Source organism: Streptomyces sp. NPDC102514 (genome assembly GCF_055584525.1).
The window spans coordinates 139,458-160,813 of the sequence record NZ_JBVJLW010000021.1 but is presented as its reverse complement, the minus strand read 5'-3'; the positions used below and the strand labels follow the sequence as shown (position 1 = coordinate 160,813).

Here is a 21,356-nt window from a genome sequence, read left to right as displayed (position 1 = left end):
CCGCTCAGCCGTGTATGCGCACGACGGAACCCGCCCCTGCACCAGGTTCTGTTGCGTGCGCTGCGCTCCCCCGCCGACCGGTGCACCCCCGGGACCGCGGTGGCGGCCGCACGGGGACCGTGACATCCGGTGACGGGCAGCACGCCGGCCGTTGTCGCCCCGCGGGGCCGGCCGGCCGCGGCGGCAACGGATGCGTTGTGCCGAGGGCTATTCGGCGGCGGCCGTCAGTTGGGCCAGGGCGGAGCCCGTGCTGTGTTTGCGTACGTGCAGGCGGTGGGTGATGCGGCGGCGGAGTTCGGGGACGTGGCTGATCAGGCCGACGGTGCGGTCGTGGGCGCGCAGGGAGTCCAGGACGTCGAGGACCTGGTGGAGGGTGTCTTCGTCGAGGGTGCCGAAGCCTTCGTCGATGAAGAGGGTGTCCAGGGCGCGGCCGCCGGATTCCGCGGTGACGATGTCGGCCAGGCCCAGGGCGAGGGCGAGGGAGGCGAAGAAGGATTCGCCTCCGGAGAGGGTGTCGGTGTCGCGGTCCCGGCCGGTCCAGGCGTCGAGGATTTTCAGGCCCAGGCCGGAGCGGGCGCCGCGGGCGGCCCGGGCGTCGGTGTGCGCGAGGGTGTAGCGGTGGTCGGACATGCGCAGCAGACGGGTGTTGGCGGCGGCTACGACGTCTTCGAGACGGGCGGTCAGGACGTAGGCCTCCAGCTGCATGCGCAATTGGTTGCTGGGTGAGGTGCCGTTGAGGAGGCCGTGCAGGTGGTCGACGGTGCGGTAGGTGTGCTCGAGGGGCTGGAGGCGCTGGAGGCGGGCGTCGAGTTGGGTGTGGAGGTCGGTGAGGGCGCGTGTGCGGTCGGCGGCCTGAGCGGCGAGGGCGGCGGCTCGGGTGTGGTGGGAGGTGGCGGTGTCGAGTTGGGCGGTGGCTTCGTCGGTGTCGGCCGGGGGCTGGGCGGCGGCTGTGCGGAGATCGGGCTCGTCCAGACGAGCGGTCAGGACGGCGCGCTGCTGCTGCCACTGGGTGATCTCGGTGTCGAGGGTGTGGAGTTGCTCGTCGGTGAGCAGGGCGTGTGAGGCGGCGTCGAGGGAGGCGAAGCCGGCTGCGTGGGCGGCTTGGGTCGCGGTGCCGGCTGCGTGACGGTGTTCTTCGGCGGTGCGGGCAGTGGCGTTGGCGCCGGTGGCCGCGGTCTCGAGGGCGTCGGCGTTGCGGGTGAGCTGGGTGATGCGGTCGGTGAGGGTGGGGGCGTCAGCGCGGGCTGCGGCCAGTCGCTGGCCGAGGTGGTGGCGTTGGGTGTCGAGGCTGTCGTAGGCGGTGTGGGCGGCGGCGAGCCGGGTGGCGGTGTCGGCATGGGTGGTGCTCTTTTCGGTGGATTCCCGCTCCAGGGAATGGAGTTGTTCGTCGGCCGGTGCGGTGTCGGATGCGCGGGCGAGGGCGTCGCTGAGGCGCTGGGTGAGGTGCTCGTGGTCGGCGCTCAGGTCGGCGACGGGTGTGTCTCCGCCGGCTTGGCCGCGGGCGGTGGCTGCCTGTTCGCCGAGTTGGCGCAGCACTTCTTCGACGGCTTTCTGTTGTTCCTGTGCGCGGGTGTAGTGGTGTTCGGCTTGTTGTTCGTCGACGGCCGTGGGCTGGTCGGGGTGGGGTGCTGCGGGGGCGGGGTGGGTGGGTGAGCCGCAGACGGGGCAGGCTTCGCCGTCGGTGAGGCGGCCGGCGAGTTCGGCAGCCATGCCGTCGGTGCGGCGGCGCCGGATGTCGAGGTAGATGCGGCCGGCTTCCTCGGTGGCAGATCGGGCCTGGTTCAGGCTCTCCTGGGTGTCGTGGACCTGTTGTTGGCAGGTGTCGCGGTGGCGGGCGGCTTCCAGCTGGGCTGTCAGGGTGGTGAGGGCGGTGGAGAGTTCACGCCCTTCGTCCTGTGCGGTGCGGGCTGTTTCCAGGCGGGTGAGGAGGGCGCTGCGGCGTGTGGGGGCGTCCTTGAGCCAGGCGTCGGCGTCGTTCAGGTCGTCCTCGAGCTGCCGGCGTTCGGAGTCCAGTTTCTGCAGGTCGGCCAGGTGCTGCTGGAGGGTGGTCTCGTCGGGCAGCAGGGCGCGCAGCGCGCCGATGTCGGCGCGCAGGCGTTGCCCGGTGGTGGTGAGCTGTTGGGCGTCGAGGGCCCGGTGTGCGGGGAGCAGGAGGCTGCGGGCGGTGCTCTCCTCGTCCTGCGCTCGGGTGTGCTGGGTGGCGGTGGTGGCCGCTGCGTGGAGCAGGGGGGCCAGTTTCTGGGCAGTGCGGGCGTGGTGGCGGCGTTCGGTCAGCTCGTTGTGCCGGTCGGTTTGTGTGTCGAGCAGGTCGAGTTCCCGGCGGACGGTGCGGTGGGTGTCCTGGCGGTCTGCGAGTGCGCGTACGGCGCGTTCGTGGTCGCGGAAGGTGGTCAGTTCGCGGTGGGCGTGTTCGGCGGCCGTGGCTGTTTTCTGTTCGTACTGTGCTGCTTTGGTGTGCAGGATGGTCGCCCAGGTGCGGGCCGGTTCGGTGAGGGTGGCGGGGTCGTCGGCGCGTGGGGCGTTGTGGGCGGGGTCGAGGTCGTCACCGGCGGCCTGCTGGATGCGTTCGGCCAGTCGCAGGACGTCGGCGCGGGCTTCGTCGCGGGTCTTGGCGACAGTCGTTTTGCGGTCGGCCAGCCACTCTTCGATGGAGGCGAAGCGGCCGGTGCCGAACAGCCGGCCGAGGAGGTCCTTGCGGTCCAGAGCGTCGGCGCGCAGGAATTTGGTGAACTCGTTCTGGGGCAGCAGGACGACTTGGCAGAACTGCTGGCGGCTCATGCCCAGCAGCAGCTCGATCTCGTCTGCGGCTTCCTGGTGGGACTTGCTGACCGGTTCCCAGCGGCCCGGTGTCCCGGTGTCCCGGGCCCATTCACTCAGGTGGGTCTCGGCCTTTTGCAGGGTGGTGCCTGCGCCGTATTTCTTGGGCCGGTGCTGGGCGGGGACGCGCCGGATGGACAGGCGTTTGCCGGCGAGGGTGACCTCCAGCGTGACTTCGGTCAGCAGGTCGGCGGGGGCGTGGTCGCTGCGCAGGCGCTGGTTGCGGTCGCCGGGCGGTTTTCCGTAGAGGGCGAAGCAGATCGCGGCGAACACGGTGCTCTTGCCGGCGCCGGTGTCGCCGTGCAGGAGGAAGAGGCCGTCGGTGGTCAGGGAGTCGAAGTCGACGGTGTGCCGGCCGGCGAACGGGCCGAAGGCCTGCAGGTGCAGGGTGTGCAGGCGCATGTCAGACCGTTTCCTTCTCCTGGGCGTGGGCGCGGGCGCGCAGGTCGTCGACGGCTTCCTGCAGCAGGTCTGCTTCTTCCTCGGTGGGCTGGGTGCCGCGGACGGTGGTGATGAAGTCGTGGGTGATGTCGAGGTCACCGCGGCCGTGGAGGCGTTCGCGGTAGGTGGGGGTGTCGGTGCTCTGCCCGGGGATGGCAGCCGGGATGTGCTCCAGGTGCAGGGTGTGGGGGAAGCGTTGCCGCAGGCGTGCCATCGGCTCGTAGGGGCGGGCGGTGTCGGTGAGGGTGACGTGCAGCCAGGTGGTGGTGAGGCTGTCGTGGGCGGGGTCGGTCAGCAGGTCCTCGAGGCGGCCCGTCAGCCTGGCCAGCGGCAGCTTGAGTTCCTTGGGCAGGTCGGTGCGGGTGACCGCGGGCGCTGCGTGTGGGGGCAGATCGATGAGGGTCAGGGACTTGGTGCGGCCGGTCTCGGAGAAGGAGTAGGCCAGCGGGGAGCCGCTGTAGTGGATACGGTCGTTGACCCGCTGGGCGCCGTGCAGGTGTCCCAGGGCGGTGTAGTCGATGCCGTCGAAGACACCGGCTCCGGCGTGGGCGACGCCGCCTACGCTGATGTCGCGTTCGCTGGCGCATCCTGACGCGCCGGTGACGAAGGCGTGGGCCAGGACGACGGAGCGGGTGCCGGCCGGGCGGGTGGCGAGGTCGGCACGGATACGGTCGAGGGCAGAGGTGAGTACTGCCTGGTGGGAGGCTTCTTCGGCTTCCAGCTGGGTGCGGGCCAGGGCGGGTTCGAGGTAGGGCACGCCGTAGACGGCGACGGGGCCGTGCGTGTCCTGGAGCAGGACGGGAGCGGCGGCGTGGGCAGGGTCGGTGCGCAGGTGGACTCCGGCTTTGGACAGCAGGCCCGCACCGACGCCGAGGCGGTGTGCGGAATCGTGGTTCCCGCTGATCGCGATGGTGGGAATGCCGAGGTCGGCGAGCTGTTCGAGGGCGTGGTTGAACAGCCTCACCGCGTCCAGGCTCGGAATGGCCCGGTCGTAGATGTCGCCTGCCAGCAGCAGTGCGTCGGCGTGTTCGGAGCGGGCGGTGGCGCAGATGTGGTCGATGACCTTGCGCTGGATCGTGGTCAAGTCTTCCCCGTGGAACCGGCGGCCCAGATGCCAGTCCGAGGTGTGCAGAAACCTCATGCGCACAGACCGTAACCATTGCACCACCAGGTGCAGGCCGTTTTCCCGATAATCACTCGCTGGGGTGGCGTAGGGGCAGGCCGGGAACGGTTTCTCACTGGGCTCTGCCGGGCCGGCGAACCGTCACCGGACGAGGCGCGGTGGCAGAGGGCGAGACCAGGGCTGCCAACGCGCCCTGGAGAGTGGTGTTTTCGGGAGTGGCCCACGGCGAAGCTGCCACCCGCTACGGTCTGCATCACCCTGACACCCTGCATGCGAAGGATTGTTTCTGTGGGTGCTTTCGACCTGCGCGCGGTCGCCGATGCGCTGCGCCCACTGGCCTCCCGGCACGGATTGCAACTGATCTGCGCGACCGTGGGCGACGGCGACGGGCTGCGCGCCACCCTTGGTACAAGCAGCTACGACGCGGACGGCGTCGGACGGCTGGCCGCGGCCTGTGGAGCCCGCATCCTGTACTGGGACCTCGACCGCTTCGACGCGCAGGAGTTCGCCTTCTCCCCCGGCGGACAGGACGACTCACAGGACGAGACCGAAACGGTACTCGTGGCGCGCGGGTTCACCGATATCGACGTGCCGGCCGGCTTGCGTAAGCGGGCCGATACCTTGCGGGCGGCCGCGCAGCGCCGTGACGGCGAGGTGGAAGCCGTGCGGATGGCTTTCGTTGTCGAGGGTGTCGTGCACGAATGGGAGATGTCCGCAGCCTGGGCGGGCGATCTGCACGCCCGGTGGGAGGACCTCAGCGACGCCATCGACGCCGCGCGTCCCGTGCTGCCGTCTGCGGAGGAGATCGATCCGCTGGAGGTGGAGCGGATGGCCGGTGTGCTGCGGGAGATGCCCGCCGTCATCTCGGCCGGCAGCTACAGCCAGCGCCGTGATGCAGCCGCCGAAGCATTCCCCGCTCCCGGTGGCGAGGACGACTGGCGCCACAGCCGTCTGATGCAGCAGGCTCTCAGCCTGGCGCAGCAGGGAATCGAACAGGATGCAGCCGCCGCCTACCGCACCATCGAGGACAGCCTGGACGACACTGCCGCCCGACTGCTCGAGCAAGGAGTCCTGGACGATGTCCACGATGCGCCGGCCCGCCGCATCGTCACCACGGATTTCCTGACCGGCCTCACCGGCGGACACCGGCCCAAGCCACGGACCATCACCCTGCTCCTGGGCCGCCCCGTCATCAAAGACTTCCTCGCCGAACAGAAAGCCGGCACCAAGCGGCAGAGCCAGCCCGCCCTGCCGCTCTAACCACACACAGCACCCAAAGCGTCCGGTGGCGGCGCCGGATCCGTCAGCATGCGAGAGACCGCGACCACGCATACAGCCTGAGGACATGGGAGAAAAGGCGTGCCATGCTCGTTCCCGGGAGACCGCGGGCGTCCGGGACCTGGCCGCATATCTCCGGCCATACAACCTGCAGGCCCGCTTCGCCGAGAGCGACTGCCAGCCCTGCCCGGACCGCACCCGGTGCACCTCATCCGCCACTCGCCCCCGCTCCGTCGCAGTCCTGCCGCGGGCACTGCACGAGATCCAGACGCACACCCGATCGACCAGCAGACCGCACAGCGGACGGGCCGGCATCGAGGCCGCCCTCTCGCAGAACGTACGAACTCACGGCCTGCACAGAAGCCGCCATCGAAATCTGCCCCGCACTCACGTGCAGCACGTCCTGACCACCACGGCCTACCACCTCAGCCCTCTCGCCGACTAGCACAACACCACCCCATCGGACCTCCCGGCATCGCACTTCCGAACCCTGTGCACCACAACCGGATTCACCAGCACCCACCCGTCCAAGATCACCAGCAGATCACGGCGTTGCGCCTGGGCGGCATGTTGCGCCCGGCCGTCCCGTATGGGGTCCAGGGGTCAAGGAACACTCCCGACTCCCGCCGGCGTCGAGTTGTCGCGTACCGCGCCGAGTCAGCCGCCGAACTCCTGCGCCTCATCGGCAGCCGGCCCCACGGCACCGATCTTCATCAGGCGGCTGGCGATGGCCCCTTCGTTTCGGCCGAACTCCTGTGCCAGTTGCGCAAGTAGCGTTCCCCGGGCGCAGCCGGCGGCAAGGTCCCTTTCCTCCTGGTCGGTCCAGGGCGTGTACGCATTGGGGTGGGCCTTGCGTTTCTCCTCCACCGTGTAGGCCTTGGGCTGCTTCGGTGGTGTCTTGGTGGGCTGGGTGGGCGCGAGGCCGGAAGGGCGGGAGCCGAGTTTGAGTCCGTAGAGCTTCCAGCGGATGGAATTCTCGCTCCGCCCTAGGTCAGAGGCCATGTGTTGGAGGCTGGTGCCTGCACGGTGGGCGTCCCGCAGATGCTGCTCGGCCTCGGTCGTCCACGCGGCCCCCGGGTGGGTGGCTTTCACGCTGACCGCCGTGGTGGCCGCGGGCTGGACGGGCTGGAGGCCGAGCTGTTCGGGGGTGGGGCAGGCACCTGCTGCGGCGGTGACGAGGCGGCCGATGTGGTTGAGGTCGCGCGGGTCCAGTTCGCCCGTGAGTTCGCCGTGGATGATGCCGTAGGACGAGCAGACCAGGATGGTCAGTTCCATCCTGCCGTCGTGTGCCTGTTGCGCGGTCAGGCAGTAGCGGCGATGCGGGTCGCCGAGTTCCAGCTTCACCTCGCGCATCGCCGGACGGGGGTGCGGCCGGGTCGGCGCAGTGCCGGGAGGAGGCTGGTACGCAGGGGCGAGCAGCTCGTGTACGCGCCAGGACGCCGGCACGCTCTGCCCGTTGTCGAGTCGGTAGGAGGCCTGGCTGGCCTCCACGTCGCAGGCTGCATAGAGGACGTGGAGTCTCTGGCCGGCGAACAGGCTGCTGTGTTCCTGGGGTCCGAGCGGGATGGTCAGGGTGCCTGCCCCGGGTACGGGTTCGAGGACGACGGCATCCGGGTCGCCGTGCCAGGAGCCGTCTTCGTCTCGGAAGGCGTAGATGAGGGTCAATATTAGGGTCCTTTCACGGGAAGACCGATCTGTCGGAGCGAGGTGCGCTCCTCGCCCCCGATCAACGGTCTGTGTCGTGCGCCGGGGCATGTGCCGCCGAGGTCGTGGCGCTCGCGCCCTGCAGGGCGAGGAGGCGGTCGAGGACTGCGTCGTGTTCCTGGTAGACGATGCGGCCGCCTGCGTTCAGAGCATGGCCCAGCTCTGTGCTGCTGTGGGCAGGTGGCAGTGCACCGATGGGGACGGCGGAGGGTGTGCTTCGCGTGGTGTGGACGATGATGGCGTCCATGGCCACGAGTTCGGCACCTTCTTGTGCTCCTGGTTGAACAGAACAGTCAGCCCTTTGGGCGCGTTGTCGTGCAGATTGATGGTGGCGCCGAGGTCACCCAGGAGCTGGTTGACGACGGCTGGGGCCTCGCTTTCCACGTCGCCCCATCCCGTCGCCCCACCACAAGCGATCGGCCGGCATGCACGAGACGGGGTGGACGTGGCCGTCACCAGTGGTGACCCAGACGCTGCGGGGCAGGCGGCCGAGGCACGTTCCGCACCGCCGGCCGAAGAGACAGCGGTGCGCAGAACCGACACTCCGTCGAACCACGAGATCGAAATCTTCGTCAAGAGCAAAACTCCTCGACCCCGCGGACGCTCCGGCCATGGCTCGCGTCGGCCTAGCACTGCGCGTAATCCTAGACCTGTAACCAGCGTGGCCATTCCAGCGCACTATGCGGAGGCTCTGCCCGACTACGCGAGCAGAGTTCACAACGGAAATTAGTCAGTTTTTTCTTTGAGGGCTTCGTCGACTGTGCGCGCCAGCTGCTCCGGAAGGTCGGCGCGAACCTTTTCACGCTCCTCCCTCCTGCCTTCTTCGCGAAAGCGCTCTGCGGTCTCAGGCGACACACTGGCCCGCATTCTTTCGCGGTCCTCCCGAACAGACTCCCTGACCAGCTTCCTCATAGCCCAGGGGAAAATGAAGCACAAGCCAATTACGAGAAGAAGTACAACTAGGGTGTTCAGAAATACCTTGGTGCCAGTGATGTAGTTCTCCGCACGGTCGATCAACAGAACCGCTACTGCAGCGATCAAATACACCCTCTTTTCGCGCATGAAGCGTGATACCGGGCGCAAGGAAAGAAGCTTCAAGGCCGCTCACTCTCTTGTGGAGTCGTTCGTGCCTCCTGTGACCTTGGAGGGAGCCGTACGGTTGCACGCGGCATCCGCATTCACCTCTTCGGGTGAATTGAAATATTGCTGCGCCGGAAGAGGTGCCCTTGAGTGTGAGAATTCTTCACTTGCGACTGTCCGGATCTTCATTTGCATACGGTCGGTGAGGGGTACCCCCCGGACACATGTCTTGGGAACATGTACGTAAGCGGGCTGCTATCGAGTCGGTGCGTGATGGCGGGCGAAGCGTGTTTGGCCTGGTCGTGGCCTGTAAGACGTCTCCGTTTGACAGTCCCTACAAGAACGGCGCCGGGTGCTGGAAGAGATCGATCCCGCACCAACCGGATCGGACCCGTCCTCGCGACAGGCTGCCGGAATCTTACGGCTGGAAAGAGCACGGCGTACCAGCGGTGATGTCGGCGAGCAGGGTGGGCGGGAGGTCTTCCTCGTGCACGGGTACGGCATGCTCCCGCATCACGGACACCAGGCTCGCGCCCCAAGGAGCATCCCAATCATGCAGGTGCAGGGTTTCGGTGCCTGTGGAGACAGCAATGCGGTAGTCGGCCGCGCTCATCCGCCAGGCGATCGCGTCCGGTGCGGCGGCAAGGAGAGCACACATGTGCGCCAGCCCGGCCTGGTCGAAGTCTGCGCGGACGGCAACGTTCCAGCCGGCGTCGGACAGCGCGCCGACGGCTTCGCATTCCAGGATGCCGGGCGGTTGCGCCGCAGGGCCGGAGCGGGTGTCGAAGCTGCCCGACGCGCCCTGGGCGCAGGAGCGGTCGGTCATGAGTGTGTCAGTGCGATCTCGTCCCACAGGGCCAGCCGGGCTTCGAGTGCCCTGCGTACCGTCGCGGCGCATTCCTGCCACTTGTTCTGGTCGTCGCCGCACAGGTCGATCAGCATCTGCATCGCCATGGGGGTGTGCTGCTCGCCGTCCACCTCGATGTGCCGTGCCAGGTAGTCCTTGAAGACGTCCAGGGTGCCGTCGCGGTCCTCGATCCCGACGACCTGCTCGAACATCTCCGGGATCAGGTCCTCGCGCCCGAACGCGAATGCCGCCGCCTGGCAGTGCACCGGGGCCGACTCGATGATGTCCCAGGTCGTCGCCACGAAGACGGCGGCGGCCCGCGGTGCCTCCGCCAGTGCCAGCGCCTGCGGCACCGGCGTTCCGCTTCGCAGGAGGCCCAGGAACGCCTCCATCGGCTTGGTGTCCGCGCCCACCTTCTCCATCCCCTCCACGTAGAGCTCGAAGTGGCTGGTGTATCCGCCGGCCCGCTCGTCGCTCTCCTCGACCAGGACGATCTCGTTGATCAGCCGGCGGCTCGCCACCGGGCCGTTCGGGATCCAGGGGACCTCGACACAGGTCAGATTCCGTTGCAGCGTCTTGAGCAGCGACATGAAGTCCCAGACGGCGAAGGCGTGCTGGACGAGGAACGAGCGCACCCGCTCCATGGTGTCGAGTCCCGCGTAGACGCGATGGGCGACCACGCGCTCGCGCACCGGTTCTATGGCGTGCTGGAGGCCGACGAGCCCCGGGTGGGTGCGGTTCCAGCTGTACCTTGCGCTCATCGTGCGGCTCCTTCGGTTCGGTTCGCGGGTCGTGCGTCGGCGTGCGGGGGCGGTCCTGCGCCGTCGGTCCTCTGCTGTGCCTGGCCGGGGGCCTCCGGGTACCGTGCGGCGACCGGGCGGAGTACCTCGGCCATGAACCGTTCCATCACCTCGCGTGTGCGCGGACCGGGCTCGTTGGCGTCGAAGCCGAGGACGACGTGCCGTACGCCGGTCGTCTCGCAGACCTCTTCCAGCCGTGCCCGGCACCGCTGCGGGCTTCCCACGAGGTTGAGGGCCAGCATGTCGTCGACCCGTGCGCCCTTGTCGCCGGTGCCGGCGCGGCGGCCTGCGTCGACGGCTTCGAAGTACGTCCGGTAGTTGGGCAGTCTGTGGCGGTTGGAGAGCAGGCCGTTGGTCGCCGCCCCCTCGGCCACCCACCACTCCACATGGGTGCGCGCGGTGTCGCGCGCACGCCGGTCGCAGTCGTCGAGGACGGCGACGCAGTTGAGCGCGTGCCGCACCTCGGCACCCGCGCGTCCGGCATCCGGCCGGGCCTGCCTGTACTGGTCGACCAGTTTCCGCTTGAAGGCGTCGTCCAGTCCCTCCCGCAGCAGGAGCGGGAAGCCGTGCGAGGCCGCCCAGGACACCGTGTCGGGTGAGTTGGAGGCGACGAACACCGGGGGATGCGGCCTGGTCAGCGGCCGGGGATTGACCGGCAGCGCCGCGAGGGTCCTGCCGGCCGCGCCCTGGACGGTGTACGGCTCGTCGCTCCAGGCGCGCAGGACGTCCTTCATCGTCTGCAGGAACGTGAGGTGGTTGACCGACATGTCGGCGCCGAACGCCTCGAAGTCCCTCACGTACGTGCCGCGTCCCACGCCGAAGTCGAAGCGCCCGCCGCTGAGCTGGTCGATCATCGCCACCCGCTCGGCGAGTTTGACCGGATGCTCCAGCGGAACGATGGTGATCGCGGAGCCGACGCGCAGAGTCCGTGTGCGTCCCAGCAGGTACGCGGCCATGGTGATCGCCGAATTGCACAGGCCGTACCGGGTGAAGTGGTGTTCGAGCATCCAGATGCCCCGGTAGCCGAGTTCCTCGGCCCAGCCGGCGGTCTCGACGGCGTTCGTGAACACCTCGTTCTGCTCCAACCCCGGTCGCTGCGCGGTCGTCAGCATCACGTCGAAGCGCACGGTGGTCTCCCTTCCTGCCGGCGGCTGCCGACCGGTCCCTGCCGGTCGTCACCGGCCGGCGTCAAGCGGTCTCTACCAGGTGATTCCGAGGAGCGAGCGCATGCGCGCCTCGAAGTCCTCGTCGGTGGAGCGTTTGCGTTCGGCGAGCACCAGCTCGGCGTCCCCGCCGAGGGTGAGCCGGAACGGCGCGTCCTTGCTCTCCACCGCGTCGGCGATCGCCTTGGCCACCAGGTCGGGGGTGAGGAGCGCGACCGATGCCGTCAGTCCCTTCTCGGCGGCTTCGAACTGGGTGAACAGATCCGCGTAGTGGGGCGCGCGCGCGGGCAGGGCGTACTTCACCTTGCCCGGCTGGTTCTGGGTGGCGCCGGGCTCGACCAGGATCACCCGGATACCGAAGTGCCCCGTTTCGTACTTGAGCGCCTCGCTCATGCCTTCGAGCGCGAACTTGGAGGCGTTCGCCGCGCCGCGCAGTGGCTGGGCGACCCGTCCGGTCACCGAGCCGACGTTGACGATCGTGCCGGATCCGCGTTCTCGCATCGCGGGCAGGAACGCCTGGATCATCCGGACCGAGCCGAGGTAGTTGACGTCCAGTTGTTCTTTCAGGTCGGCGAGCGGGTGGGTCTCGACCGGGCTGCTCACCAGGGGCGCCCCGGCTCCGTTCACCAGTACGTCGATCGGTCCCGTCCGTGCGGCGGCGCGCGCGACGGACTCCGTGTCCGTGACGTCGAGCTGCAGGCACTCGGCCACGCCGTGGCCGGCCGGTGTGCCGGGCGTCCGGGCGGTGGCGATGACGTGGTGCCCTCTGCCCGCGAACTCCAGTGTGGTGGCCCGTCCGATGCCACGGGACGACCCGGTGACAAGCACTCGCACGTGAATCTTCCTCTCCTGGGCTCTCCCGGGCCCGCCCGGCTGCCCGGCTGCCCGGCTGTCCGGTGGTCCGGTGGTCCGGTGGTCAGCGCAGGGCGATCCTGCGTGACCTGGCCGGATCGAATGCGCTGACCCCGATGGTCAGCAGGACGGCCCCCATGCCGAGGAGGACCGCCACGTCGGGCAGGACTCCCGCGACCCCGAGATGCCGGGAGCAGATCCCCTTCATCGCCTGGAGCGCCCAGAACTGCGGCGTGGCATGGGCCAGGACCTGCACGGCCGTGGGCATCGTCTGGTAGGGCAGCAGCGCTCCGCTGGCCGCGGCGCCGACGAGCACCACGACATGGTTGGCCTGCTGCATCGAGGACATGTGCGAGGTCACGTTCAGCAGGACGACCGCGACTCCGATGATGGCGAGCTCCGTGCTCAGCACGGTCAGCGCGAACGCCGCGACCGAACCCGTCACCTGCATCCCGTACGCCGCCCAGCCGACCGTGAGAGTGATGGCGAACTGGACGACGCCGAGCACGAAGTAGGGGAGCACGACGCCGCACAGCAACAGCGGCCTGGGCAGTCCGCTCGCCCGCACTACCGTCCACACACCCCAGCCGTGCTCCCGGTAGTGGGAGATGCCGAGAAAGGTGATGCCGTAGAACGCGAACATGACGGCGAAGCCGGGCACTGCCTGGTTCGCGCCGTTCCCGACACCGGGGATCTTCCCGAACGCGCTGCTCAGCAGTGCCGCCATGATCAGCGGGAAGGCGACGAGGTAGGGCAGGACCATCCGGTCGGTGCGCAGGACGACGGCCTCCTTCCACAAGAACGCGCGCAGCACCTCGATCGACGTACGCATCAGGCCCCCTCGAACTCTCGGCCGGTCACGGCGAGGAACGCGCTCTGCAGCGTCGCGGGCGTCACCTGGACACCCGCGACGACTCCCCCGGCGTCGCCGACGCAGCGCAGGACGTCGATCAGCACCTTCTGGGGGTCGTGACAGCGCACGATGAGCGAACGGCGATCCGGCTGGACGACGCCGCCGGCGCCCGACGCCCACGCCACCGCCTCCCGCACCTGCGTGCCGATCTCGTGTTCGGTGCGGATCCTGAGCATCCCGGTGCCGTGCTCACGCATCAGCTCCTCCACGGCGCCGAGCGCGACGAGGCGTCCGGAGTCGATGATGCCGACGCGCTGGCAGAGCTCCTGGGCCTCCTCCAGGTAGTGCGTGGTGTAGAGCACCGTCGTGCCGTCCCGGTGCAGGTCGCGCAGGATGCGCTGGATCACGAGCCGGCTCAGCACGTCCACGTTCGCCGTCGGCTCGTCGAGGACGAGGAGGCGCGGGCGGTGCACGAGCGCCATCGCGATGTTCACGCGGCGCTGTTCACCCCCCGAGAGCGTGGCCGCGCGGCGGTCCGCGAACGCGCCGAGGTCCAGGCGGTCGAGTTCGGCGTCGACCCGCGCCGGGATCTCACGCCGTGGCACCCCGTGCAGGCTGGCCGCCCACCGCAAATTCTGCCGTGGCGTCAGAGGCGGCAGCACGGCCAGCTGCTGCGGTACGTAGCCGATGTGCTGCTGCACCGCGCGCGGCGCCGTGCGCACATCGTCGCCGAAGACGCGTGCTTCCCCGGCGGTGTGGCGCAGCAGTCCGCACAGGACCGAGATGGTCGTCGTCTTGCCGGCTCCGTTGGCACCCAGCAGCCCGAAGAACTCCCCCCGCGCAAGGTCGAACGTGAGGCCGCTGACGACATCGGTGGCCCCGTAGCGCTTGCGCAGACCGGTGAGACGGACGGCCGGGTACGCGGGCGGCGGTGCGCCGGTGCTCATCACGGCCGGCCCTCCTTGCGTTCCGGGCTCCGGCCGCGCGGGTCCTGCGGACCGGCGGACGGACGGCTGGCAGACGGACGGCCGGCGGACAGGCGGGTGACGTTCGGCGGTACGGATGCCGGCCGGTTGCCGCCGGTGAGGTTGACGAGGACCACCTCGTCCCGCAGGACCCGGCCGGTGCGCGCCAGCTTGAGCGCCGAGGCCAGGGCCACCGAGGAGGACAGACAGATGTCGAGGCCCTCCAGCTCACGCGCACGGTGCTGCGCGTCGAGGATCTCGTCGTCGCGCACGGCCTCGAAACAGCCGTTGCTGCTGTTCACGATGGCCCGCATGACGGGATACGAATCGCTCGGGTCGCCGCGCAGAATCGCCTTGGCGATGCCCCGCGGCCTGCGCTGGACATGCTGCGGGCCGATCACCTCGGCGCCGTCGCGGAACGCCTCGTACATCGGGGCGCAGCTGCGCTGCTGCGCGCAGACGATGCGCGGGACACGGCTCAGCCGCCCCAGGGCCCGGTACTCCGCGATGCCCTTGAACGCGCCGTAGATCCCCATGCCGCTGCTCACGGCCTGGACGACGACGTCGGGCATGCGGGGAAAGAGCTGGTCGAACGCTTCGAGGTAGCAGAGCTTCAAACCCTCGCGCCGGGCAGGGTTGAAAAAGCCCCCCTCGAAGGGAAGCCGGTGCTCCCTGGCGTACGCGGACGCGGCAGCGGCGGCGCCGACGAAGTCCGTGTCGGTGCAGTAGATCCTCACGTTCGGCAGGTCGGGGACGTTGACCCGCTGGAGGAACTCCTGCCCGCAGAAGATGTGCAGGGTGATCTCGGGCGCCAGCCGCGCGCACAGCCCCATCGAGGTGGAACTGTTGCCGGTCGAGGAGACGACGAACTCGTGTACGCCCCGCTGCGCGAGGAACGACACCGCCACACTCGCCATCCGGTCCTTGGTCGTGCGGCTGGGGTTGCGTGTCTCGTCCTTGAGGTAGAGCCGGTCGAGTCCCGCCGCCCCGCCCAGTTCGCGGGCGTGGACCAGCGGTGTCCCGCCGTCGCCCAGCCAGTAGAGGCGTTCGGTGTCGGCCAGCGGCAGCAGGTCGAACCAGCGGATCAGCGGGTTGTCACTGTCACGGATCCGCGCCGAGGACAGGTCGTACAGGACGTCGGTGGCGCTGCCGCAGCGCGGGCAGCGGATGACACAGCCCTCTTCCGCACGCAATCCGCACGCACGGCACTCCAGGACGACGGCCTTGCTCAGGACTTCGGACGGCGACACGACGGACATCGGCTCAGATCCCCCTCCTGGCACCGGCACCCTGCCCGGCGGGTGCCGGCCCGGTGAGCGCCGTGAGACCGGACCGGCCGCTCAGGCCCATCCGGGCCAGCGTGCGGCCGGTGGCCCGCAGATCGGTGCCGACGGCCGCCGAGGCGAGCTCGACCAGAGCGTCGAGGGTCGTGTGCGGGCTGGACACGACGGCGGCCAGCTCGGACATCGGCACCGCGCCGGTACGCACATGCTCGGTCAGAAAACGCCCGTGCACCGTGCGCGGCCCGGGGATCCCGGCATATCCGGGGATGTCGGCCAGGCACTCCTCGACGGTACGTCCGCGCGCACCGTAGACCTGGTGCGCCCACTCGACGACGGACGGCAGGCTCAGCCCCAACGCCTCGGCCAGCAGCCTGCGTTCACGGTCCAGCGCCGTGACGAGGCGGCCGACGGCGGGAGAGAGCCCCTCACGGTAGAGGCCGAACCGCTCCCCCCGGTCGATGCGGGCCAGACCGGCCAGGGCCAGCGCCGGCTGCACGACGGCCGTGGTGTTGCCCAGCCCCGTCTCCCACACTCCAGCCGCCCTGCGCACCGCCGGGAAAGTCCCCGCCAGCAGGACAGCGATGTCCCCCAGGTCCTCGTCGGGCAGCGCCGCGAGCGGTACGTCCCGTTTGAACTGCAGGACACGGACCTCACCGGGAGCACCGCCGCGGCACACGAAAGGCAGCGGCATCTCCGCGATCACAGGACCCGCCGCAGCCGCGGCACCGAGGGCGTGCCGGGCGGCGAGGACACCGCCGGTGTGCGCGGGCACCAGGACGACGGCCAGGGTGTGACGCGTCAACGGCCATGCACGGCGGACGAGTTCGGGTTGCGCACACGAGGACACCGCCAGTACGACGACCTCCGCGCCCGCGCACGCGGCGGCCAGATCGGTCGAGACCCCGGCCAGCGGCACAGCGGTGACGGCCCCGTCCGGCAGCGTCAGCCGTACGGTGTGCCCCTCCAGCGCATCCGCCCGGTCCCCGCCCCGGTTCCAGACCACGACCCGGTGACCACTCCCGGCGAGCAGGCCCGCGAGCGCGCGTCCCGCATCCCCCGCCCCGAGAACGGCGACCCTGCGCGCCGGAACCGGCCCGGTCATGGCCGCGGCTCCTCCCGCAGTCACGGCTGCCGCACTTCCCCAGACCGCAACTGCCCGTCCCCGGCCGGCGGAGCGCCGTAGACGGCGGCCTCGAACTCCTCCCGGCCCGCGTCACGGAAACGGCCGCGGTAGTCCAGACCCCGCTCCACGGCGACCCAGCGCACCATCGAATGCAGCGGACGCATCGCGTCGTGCACAAAACCGGGGCGCGGGCGGCTCATCAGGCCGACCTCCGTGACCCGGTCCGCACCCGCCAGGGCCAGCCGTTCACCGAGCTCCCTGCCGCGAACCCAGGGATGCACCGCGACGGTCTGGGTGTCCCGGTGCACCGCAGCGATCGCGTCCTGAAGCCGGCTCACCGGATGGACATACACGGTCCGGCCCAGCGGATGCTCCAGAACAGGGAACTCACCGGGCGGCAGCGTGACGACAGTCCACTCACACCCCGCGCTCCGGCGGACCTTATAACCGTCGAACCTGGCCTCCTGCCGGGCACGGGTGATGTGCGCCCGCTTGTCGACCGGCACGAACCCGCCGGGCAGCCGGGCAAGGACACCGTCGAGGCTCTCGGCAAGCAGCTCGGCGAACACATCGGCGTCACCCTCGACGAACACCCGCTGCGGACTGAAGCACGCCTCCTGCTCATACACACTGACGTCGTACGCGGCACGCCGGGCCACGTCGCCCCAGCCGGCCTCCTGGCCGCCGATGAACATCAGGCTCTCCTTCGGCCCGAATTCAAGCAGATCCACACCGACCGGGACCTTCGGTTTGACCGCCTCGATCGACGAACGGCGCCCCCCAGGCACACACCACGTCCGACCCGTCGATGAACCGCTGCTCCACGGCCTCCCCGCCCGGCCAGTAGAGCACGGACAGCGCCCTGGTCAGCGGATGCTCCGGATCGACATCCACGAAGGCACGCGCGAACGCCAGCGTGGACACCGGATCGCGGCTCGGCAGCTTCGCGACCGTCACGTTCTTGGTCAGCAGACCGCGTACCAGGGTGAACAGCCCCGCCAGCGGCACATTCCCCACCATCAGATGCAGAACCCGCCCCTTGGGAACCGCCCGCAGAAACACCGACTGCCGCGGAATCCAGTCGTCCAGCAGCAGCGGGTCACCGAGATCGGTCTCCAGGATGTCGTACAGCTTGGCCCGGTCACAGGCCCTCGCAATACGCCGGTAGTCGCCCTCCAACACCGTCTTGGGGTAGCCGGTGATTTGCGCGGCCAGCTCCACCGCCTCACCGCGGCCGAGGTGGCCCGGATCCGCCCACAACCGCCCGACCCGGCTGAGGAACACGGTGATCTCATCAAGATGCAGCCCCGCGAGCGCCAGCCGCGACATCCGCAGCACCTCATCGGCGATCTCCCCCGTCACCCTGGGAATGGTGACCTGGCAGCCACTCTCGTACGTGATGACATGCGGCTCCGCATCCGTACGGTGCACAAGCCGACCCCCGACCAGAATCGGCAACTCCACATTCCTCAACGGACCGCCCCCGACCCGCCCACCACACCGCCACCGCGACTGCCGCTACCGCTACCGCTGCCGCTGCCGCTGCCGCTGTCCAGCACCTCCAGGACACCCCCCGCACGGAAAGTCTCCTGCACCACACACCTCGTCCACCGCGCATACCGGATGACATCCACAAGATCACCCCCGGTGAACCGATCCCCCACAGCACGACTGAACCGCACCACCCGGAAATCACCCATCATCGGCGGCAACACATGCGGAACACCACCACGCACATAACCAACCGAAAAAGCCGCACGCCCCCCCGTCGACACCCCCACCGACCGATGCCCCCGATAATGACTGTCCTCATTATGGAAAACCATGTTGTCCGCAGCCTTCTCCACCCACTCACCACAGAGTGGGGTGTCGCCGTAGTAGTTCTCCACCGCCTTGCGCTTGAGCTTGATCATGCGTGCCTTCAGGGTGGCCCGCAGCCGCTCCTCGGACGCGTGCCCGAGCTGTTCCGCGTGGTCGGCGAGTTCGATCCCCCGCGCCATCGCGGTGCGGGTGAAGAACTCGGAAGACGCGGAGAGGGAGGCGGGGCAGTCGAGCAGTACGCCGCGCGCACAGGTGACTGTGGCGTGGTCCACGCGCAGGGACGGGTCGGCCACGGCGGCTTCCAGCAGTACGTCGACCAGCTCGGCGGTACGGCCGCGCCGCGCCAGGCAGTCCCGGGTCACCGCGGCCAGATACTCCGGGACGTCCAGCGAGGTGGGAGTACCGGGCGAGAAGGGACGCAGTGCCGCAACGATCTGCGGTGGCAACGGACCGGTCCGCACACTGCGGCGGGTGATGAGCCCCTCGCGCCGGTACCAGCGCCGACCGTCGATGATCGAGTACCGATGGTGATCGCGTTCGATCTGCGCGCGCAACTCCGCCACTCGGTCGGCGAGTTCAAGGATCGCCAGATGGTGCAGGGGCCTGGGGTGGCCGAGCGCGTCCAGGTAGCTGCCGAGGCGTTCGGCCAGTACCTCGCGCACGGTCCCGGCGGTCAGCTGTCGGTCGACCTGTTCCAGGCCCATCCCGGCGCGCCGCAGCGCCACCAGGCACAGCAGCAGTTCGGCCTCGGGAGCGGTCCAGTCGGCGACCGGCCGGGCCGCCATCGGCGTGAGGAGGTCGCGCAGTTCCTTGCGTCCGCGCCACTCGCCGTCGAACAGCAGCCAGTGGTGACGGCTGGAGACCAGAGTGACGTTCGCCTGTGTCATCAGGCCGCCCACGGCGGCCTTTCCCTCGGGCCGGGCGAGGTGCGCCCGGAGACCGTCGGGGCCGTTGACCGACGCGAGCGGTGTGCCGGCGATCGTTGTGGACATTGCGGACTCCGATCAGAGGCTGGTGGCCTGGCGGGTGCTCAGTGAGCCCCGGAGGTCCTGGTGCACGGCATCGACGAAAGGGGGCTTGGTGCCGTCGCGCTGTTCGAGCCGGGCCTCCGCCTTGCCCTGCGCGACGATCTGGTCGAAGCCCGGCACGAGCACCGGGCCGGTGCGGTCGCCTGCCGGGTCCCGGAAGAAGCGCACCACCTCGGACATGGCGGTACGGGCACTGACCGGGTTCAGCGAGTGGACAGCGTCGGACAACACCACCAGGGAGGCCCGCTCGCAGTGGCCCAGGACGCGCTGCGCCTCGGCCACGTCGACCCAGCGGTCCCGGGCGCCGTGCACGCTGAGCAGGGGGACGGGGCCCATGGACGCGAGGTCCCGGGCCGTGGATTCGGCGCTGTGCCAGCCACGTTCGACGAGATCCTGGACGAACCGCCAACGAATCCGGTGGTCCATGATGGTTTCGGTGCCGTCGGGGTCGTGGCGTTCGCCGCGCAGCCACCGCCCCACGTAGTCGTCCTCGTTGGCCGCGGCGATGGAAGCGCGCATGTCCACCACCGCGGAGATGGTGCCGACCGCGCTCAGCTCCCAGGACTCCGCGGCGAGCGTCGCGAAGCCCAGCCGCGCGGAGAGGGAGGAGGCGAACAGGGCGACCGGGCCGCCGCGGTGCCGGCCGAGGGTCCACCGCAGGACCGAGCCCAGATCCTCCACGAGCGCCGACGATGTCAGGTCGACGATCTCGCCGTCGCTGTGTCCCACGTGGTTCGTGGGGTCATAGCGGATCACGTCGAATCCGTTGAGCAGGAAGTACAGGGCCGCCCCCTGGCCGCGGCGCGTCGCGACTCCGAACGGCGGTGCCACCACGACAGTCCCGCGCGACGCGGTGGTCCCCGGATCGAACTGGGCCAGGCCCCGCAGGGAACCTCGCGCCGACTCCACGGTGAAGGGCTCGGTCCGCACGACGAGTCGGCCGCGCCGCCCGGAAGAGTCGGAAGGATCAGCGGAGGAGGAGTGGTGGTGTGCCGTGGTCGAACTCATCGTGTGACCGCCTTGTCCATCTTGAGTGCGCACCCTCGGGCCTCCACGGACTCCACGCGCCGGGTGACGGTCAGCACGCGGGACGCCCGGCCGCACGGGCAGACACCCTCCGCGGAGACGCTGCCAAGATCGTCGGTGAGCACGAAACCGGGGTAACTGGTCGGCAGGGAGTCGCAGAACGCGAGAACCCCGATGTCACCCGGCCGCAGCGGGTGCATCGAGACCGGGTCGCGCGCGCTGGCGTGCAGCCAGGCCGGCACGTGCTTGCCTCGCGCCTCGCACTCGAAGAGGACGGTGTTGAGCTCGACGGCGTTGAAGCAGTCCCGCACGGGCGCGGAGCCGGTCAGCCCGAACGCGGCGGTGACCAGCTCCTCGAACTCCTCGCGCGGCAGCGCCTCGTTGCCGAACCGCTTCCAGCCGCCCGCGGTGACGACCTGGCCCTCCCGCTCGCCGAGCCGGCAGGAGACGTCGCTGTCCCGCAGGGCGAGTGCCACGTCGCGTACCAGCACCGGAGGCCCGATGACGACGGGCCGTTCACCGGTGTCCGGGCGCAGCGCCTCGATGAGTGCGTCCAGTTCGAGCACCCCGTCCCTGACGAAGAACTCGGTCGGATGGAGCAGGTCGACGATGCTCAGCACGTAGGAGAACCAGAGGTCGGCGGCTTCCTCGGTGTCGGGCCCCAGGACGAACAGCCGATGCGGGGCCGCGCGCTCGGGCAGCGCCAGATCGGCGCCTTGGTCGATGCTTCCCAGGAAGCGCTCCAGAGTCGTGCCGTCACGGAACACCCGGCTCGACGAGCCCTGTGTGCCGCTGCTGGCACAGATCCTGACCACGTCCGAGCGGTCGCAGCTGAGCACGGCGCGCCGCTTGAAGACCGAGGCGGGCAGCAGGGGTATCGAGGCGATCGCGGCCGGCCGGTCCAGCATCGCGGGCGTCCAGCCGTCGACCGCGGCGTACCGGCGGTACGGCTCACACGCGTTCCAGTGGTGCAGTACCGCGTCACGCAGCAAGCCGTGCTGGAGGTCCGCCAGTTCGCGGCCCGCCAGTTCGAAGACGTCCTCACGCTGGTAGACGACGTCGTCCACGGCGTCCAGCGACGTCAGCACCGACACGGGTACGTCCACACGCGCAGCCGGCATCGACAACTCCCCTGTCTTGTCGCGGATGTGT

The 21,356-nt window shown here is 69.6% G+C and carries 20 protein-coding genes; 2 read left to right on the top strand and 18 right to left on the bottom strand.

What is annotated here, in order from left to right:
• Positions 1–207 precede the first annotated feature (207 nt).
• Positions 208–3,219 carry an AAA family ATPase gene (locus ACZ60E_RS39075; RefSeq protein WP_469446780.1) on the bottom strand — a complete coding sequence of 1,004 codons (3,012 nt, stop codon included), beginning with the start codon at positions 3,217–3,219 and terminating at the stop codon, positions 208–210.
• A 1-nt stretch (position 3,220) separates the two neighbouring features.
• Positions 3,221–4,399, bottom strand: coding sequence for an exonuclease SbcCD subunit D (locus ACZ60E_RS39070; RefSeq protein WP_469446778.1), 1,179 nt, complete (start codon positions 4,397–4,399; stop codon positions 3,221–3,223).
• Positions 4,400–4,669: 270 nt separating this feature from the next.
• On the opposite strand from ACZ60E_RS39070, the gene ACZ60E_RS39065 reads away from it, so the two are divergent.
• The gene (locus ACZ60E_RS39065; RefSeq protein ID WP_469446776.1) at positions 4,670–5,641 is read left to right on the top strand and encodes a hypothetical protein; all 972 of its coding nucleotides are present in this window, start codon (positions 4,670–4,672) and stop codon (positions 5,639–5,641) included.
• Between the two features lie 85 nt (positions 5,642–5,726).
• Positions 5,727–6,104: a transposase gene (locus ACZ60E_RS39060; RefSeq protein WP_469446774.1), complete on the top strand. Its 378-nt coding sequence runs from the start codon at positions 5,727–5,729 to the stop codon at positions 6,102–6,104.
• 212 nt (positions 6,105–6,316) lie between these two features.
• On the opposite strand, the gene ACZ60E_RS39055 is transcribed toward ACZ60E_RS39060, so the two are convergent.
• From ACZ60E_RS39055 to ACZ60E_RS38980, 16 genes are all read right to left on the bottom strand, one after another.
• Positions 6,317–7,324, bottom strand: a complete 1,008-nt coding sequence (locus ACZ60E_RS39055; RefSeq protein ID WP_469446773.1) for a hypothetical protein — start codon at positions 7,322–7,324, stop codon at positions 6,317–6,319.
• Positions 7,325–7,385: 61 nt separating this feature from the next.
• The gene (locus tag ACZ60E_RS39050; RefSeq protein ID WP_469446771.1) at positions 7,386–7,616 is read right to left on the bottom strand and encodes a hypothetical protein; all 231 of its coding nucleotides are present in this window, start codon (positions 7,614–7,616) and stop codon (positions 7,386–7,388) included.
• Between the two features lie 473 nt (positions 7,617–8,089).
• A complete protein-coding gene (locus ACZ60E_RS39045; protein ID WP_469446769.1) occupies positions 8,090–8,461 on the bottom strand; it encodes a hypothetical protein in 372 nt (123 codons plus the stop codon).
• 400 nt (positions 8,462–8,861) lie between these two features.
• Complete coding sequence (locus tag ACZ60E_RS39040; protein ID WP_469446767.1) at positions 8,862–9,269, bottom strand: DUF2399 domain-containing protein; 408 nt, start codon at positions 9,267–9,269, stop codon at positions 8,862–8,864.
• Positions 9,266–10,051: a DUF3050 domain-containing protein gene (locus ACZ60E_RS39035; protein WP_469446765.1), complete on the bottom strand. Its 786-nt coding sequence runs from the start codon at positions 10,049–10,051 to the stop codon at positions 9,266–9,268. Before ACZ60E_RS39035 ends, ACZ60E_RS39040 begins: the two co-directional genes overlap by 4 nt.
• Positions 10,048–11,217 (bottom strand): LLM class flavin-dependent oxidoreductase, encoded by a 1,170-nt coding sequence (locus tag ACZ60E_RS39030; protein WP_469446763.1) that lies wholly within the window; start codon positions 11,215–11,217, stop codon positions 10,048–10,050. Before ACZ60E_RS39030 ends, ACZ60E_RS39035 begins: the two co-directional genes overlap by 4 nt.
• A 72-nt stretch (positions 11,218–11,289) precedes the next feature.
• Positions 11,290–12,087 carry an SDR family oxidoreductase gene (locus tag ACZ60E_RS39025; protein ID WP_469446762.1) on the bottom strand — a complete coding sequence of 266 codons (798 nt, stop codon included), beginning with the start codon at positions 12,085–12,087 and terminating at the stop codon, positions 11,290–11,292.
• Positions 12,088–12,169: 82 nt separating this feature from the next.
• Complete coding sequence (locus ACZ60E_RS39020; protein ID WP_469446760.1) at positions 12,170–12,937, bottom strand: ABC transporter permease; 768 nt, start codon at positions 12,935–12,937, stop codon at positions 12,170–12,172.
• A complete protein-coding gene (locus ACZ60E_RS39015; protein WP_469446758.1) occupies positions 12,937–13,905 on the bottom strand; it encodes an ABC transporter ATP-binding protein in 969 nt (322 codons plus the stop codon). The genes ACZ60E_RS39020 and ACZ60E_RS39015 overlap by 1 nt, the downstream gene beginning before the upstream one ends.
• The gene (locus ACZ60E_RS39010) at positions 13,905–15,182 is read right to left on the bottom strand and encodes a threonine synthase (RefSeq protein WP_469446756.1); all 1,278 of its coding nucleotides are present in this window, start codon (positions 15,180–15,182) and stop codon (positions 13,905–13,907) included. Before ACZ60E_RS39010 ends, ACZ60E_RS39015 begins: the two co-directional genes overlap by 1 nt.
• 4 nt (positions 15,183–15,186) lie before the next feature.
• Entirely contained in the window at positions 15,187–16,308 is a 1,122-nt protein-coding gene (locus ACZ60E_RS39005; RefSeq protein ID WP_469446755.1) for an NAD/NADP octopine/nopaline dehydrogenase family protein, read from the bottom strand.
• A 20-nt stretch (positions 16,309–16,328) separates the two neighbouring features.
• Positions 16,329–17,060, bottom strand: coding sequence for an acyl-CoA reductase (locus tag ACZ60E_RS39000; protein WP_469446753.1), 732 nt, complete (start codon positions 17,058–17,060; stop codon positions 16,329–16,331).
• A complete protein-coding gene (locus ACZ60E_RS38995; protein WP_469446752.1) occupies positions 17,047–17,691 on the bottom strand; it encodes an acyl-CoA reductase in 645 nt (214 codons plus the stop codon). The genes ACZ60E_RS39000 and ACZ60E_RS38995 overlap by 14 nt, the downstream gene beginning before the upstream one ends.
• Before the next feature lie 107 nt (positions 17,692–17,798).
• Complete coding sequence (locus ACZ60E_RS38990; RefSeq protein ID WP_469446751.1) at positions 17,799–19,142, bottom strand: hypothetical protein; 1,344 nt, start codon at positions 19,140–19,142, stop codon at positions 17,799–17,801.
• Positions 19,143–19,154: 12 nt separating this feature from the next.
• Positions 19,155–20,186 carry an alpha/beta hydrolase family protein gene (locus ACZ60E_RS38985; protein ID WP_469446749.1) on the bottom strand — a complete coding sequence of 344 codons (1,032 nt, stop codon included), beginning with the start codon at positions 20,184–20,186 and terminating at the stop codon, positions 19,155–19,157.
• A complete protein-coding gene (locus ACZ60E_RS38980) occupies positions 20,183–21,325 on the bottom strand; it encodes a LuxE/PaaK family acyltransferase (RefSeq protein ID WP_469446747.1) in 1,143 nt (380 codons plus the stop codon). Before ACZ60E_RS38980 ends, ACZ60E_RS38985 begins: the two co-directional genes overlap by 4 nt.
• Positions 21,326–21,356 lie beyond the last annotated feature (31 nt).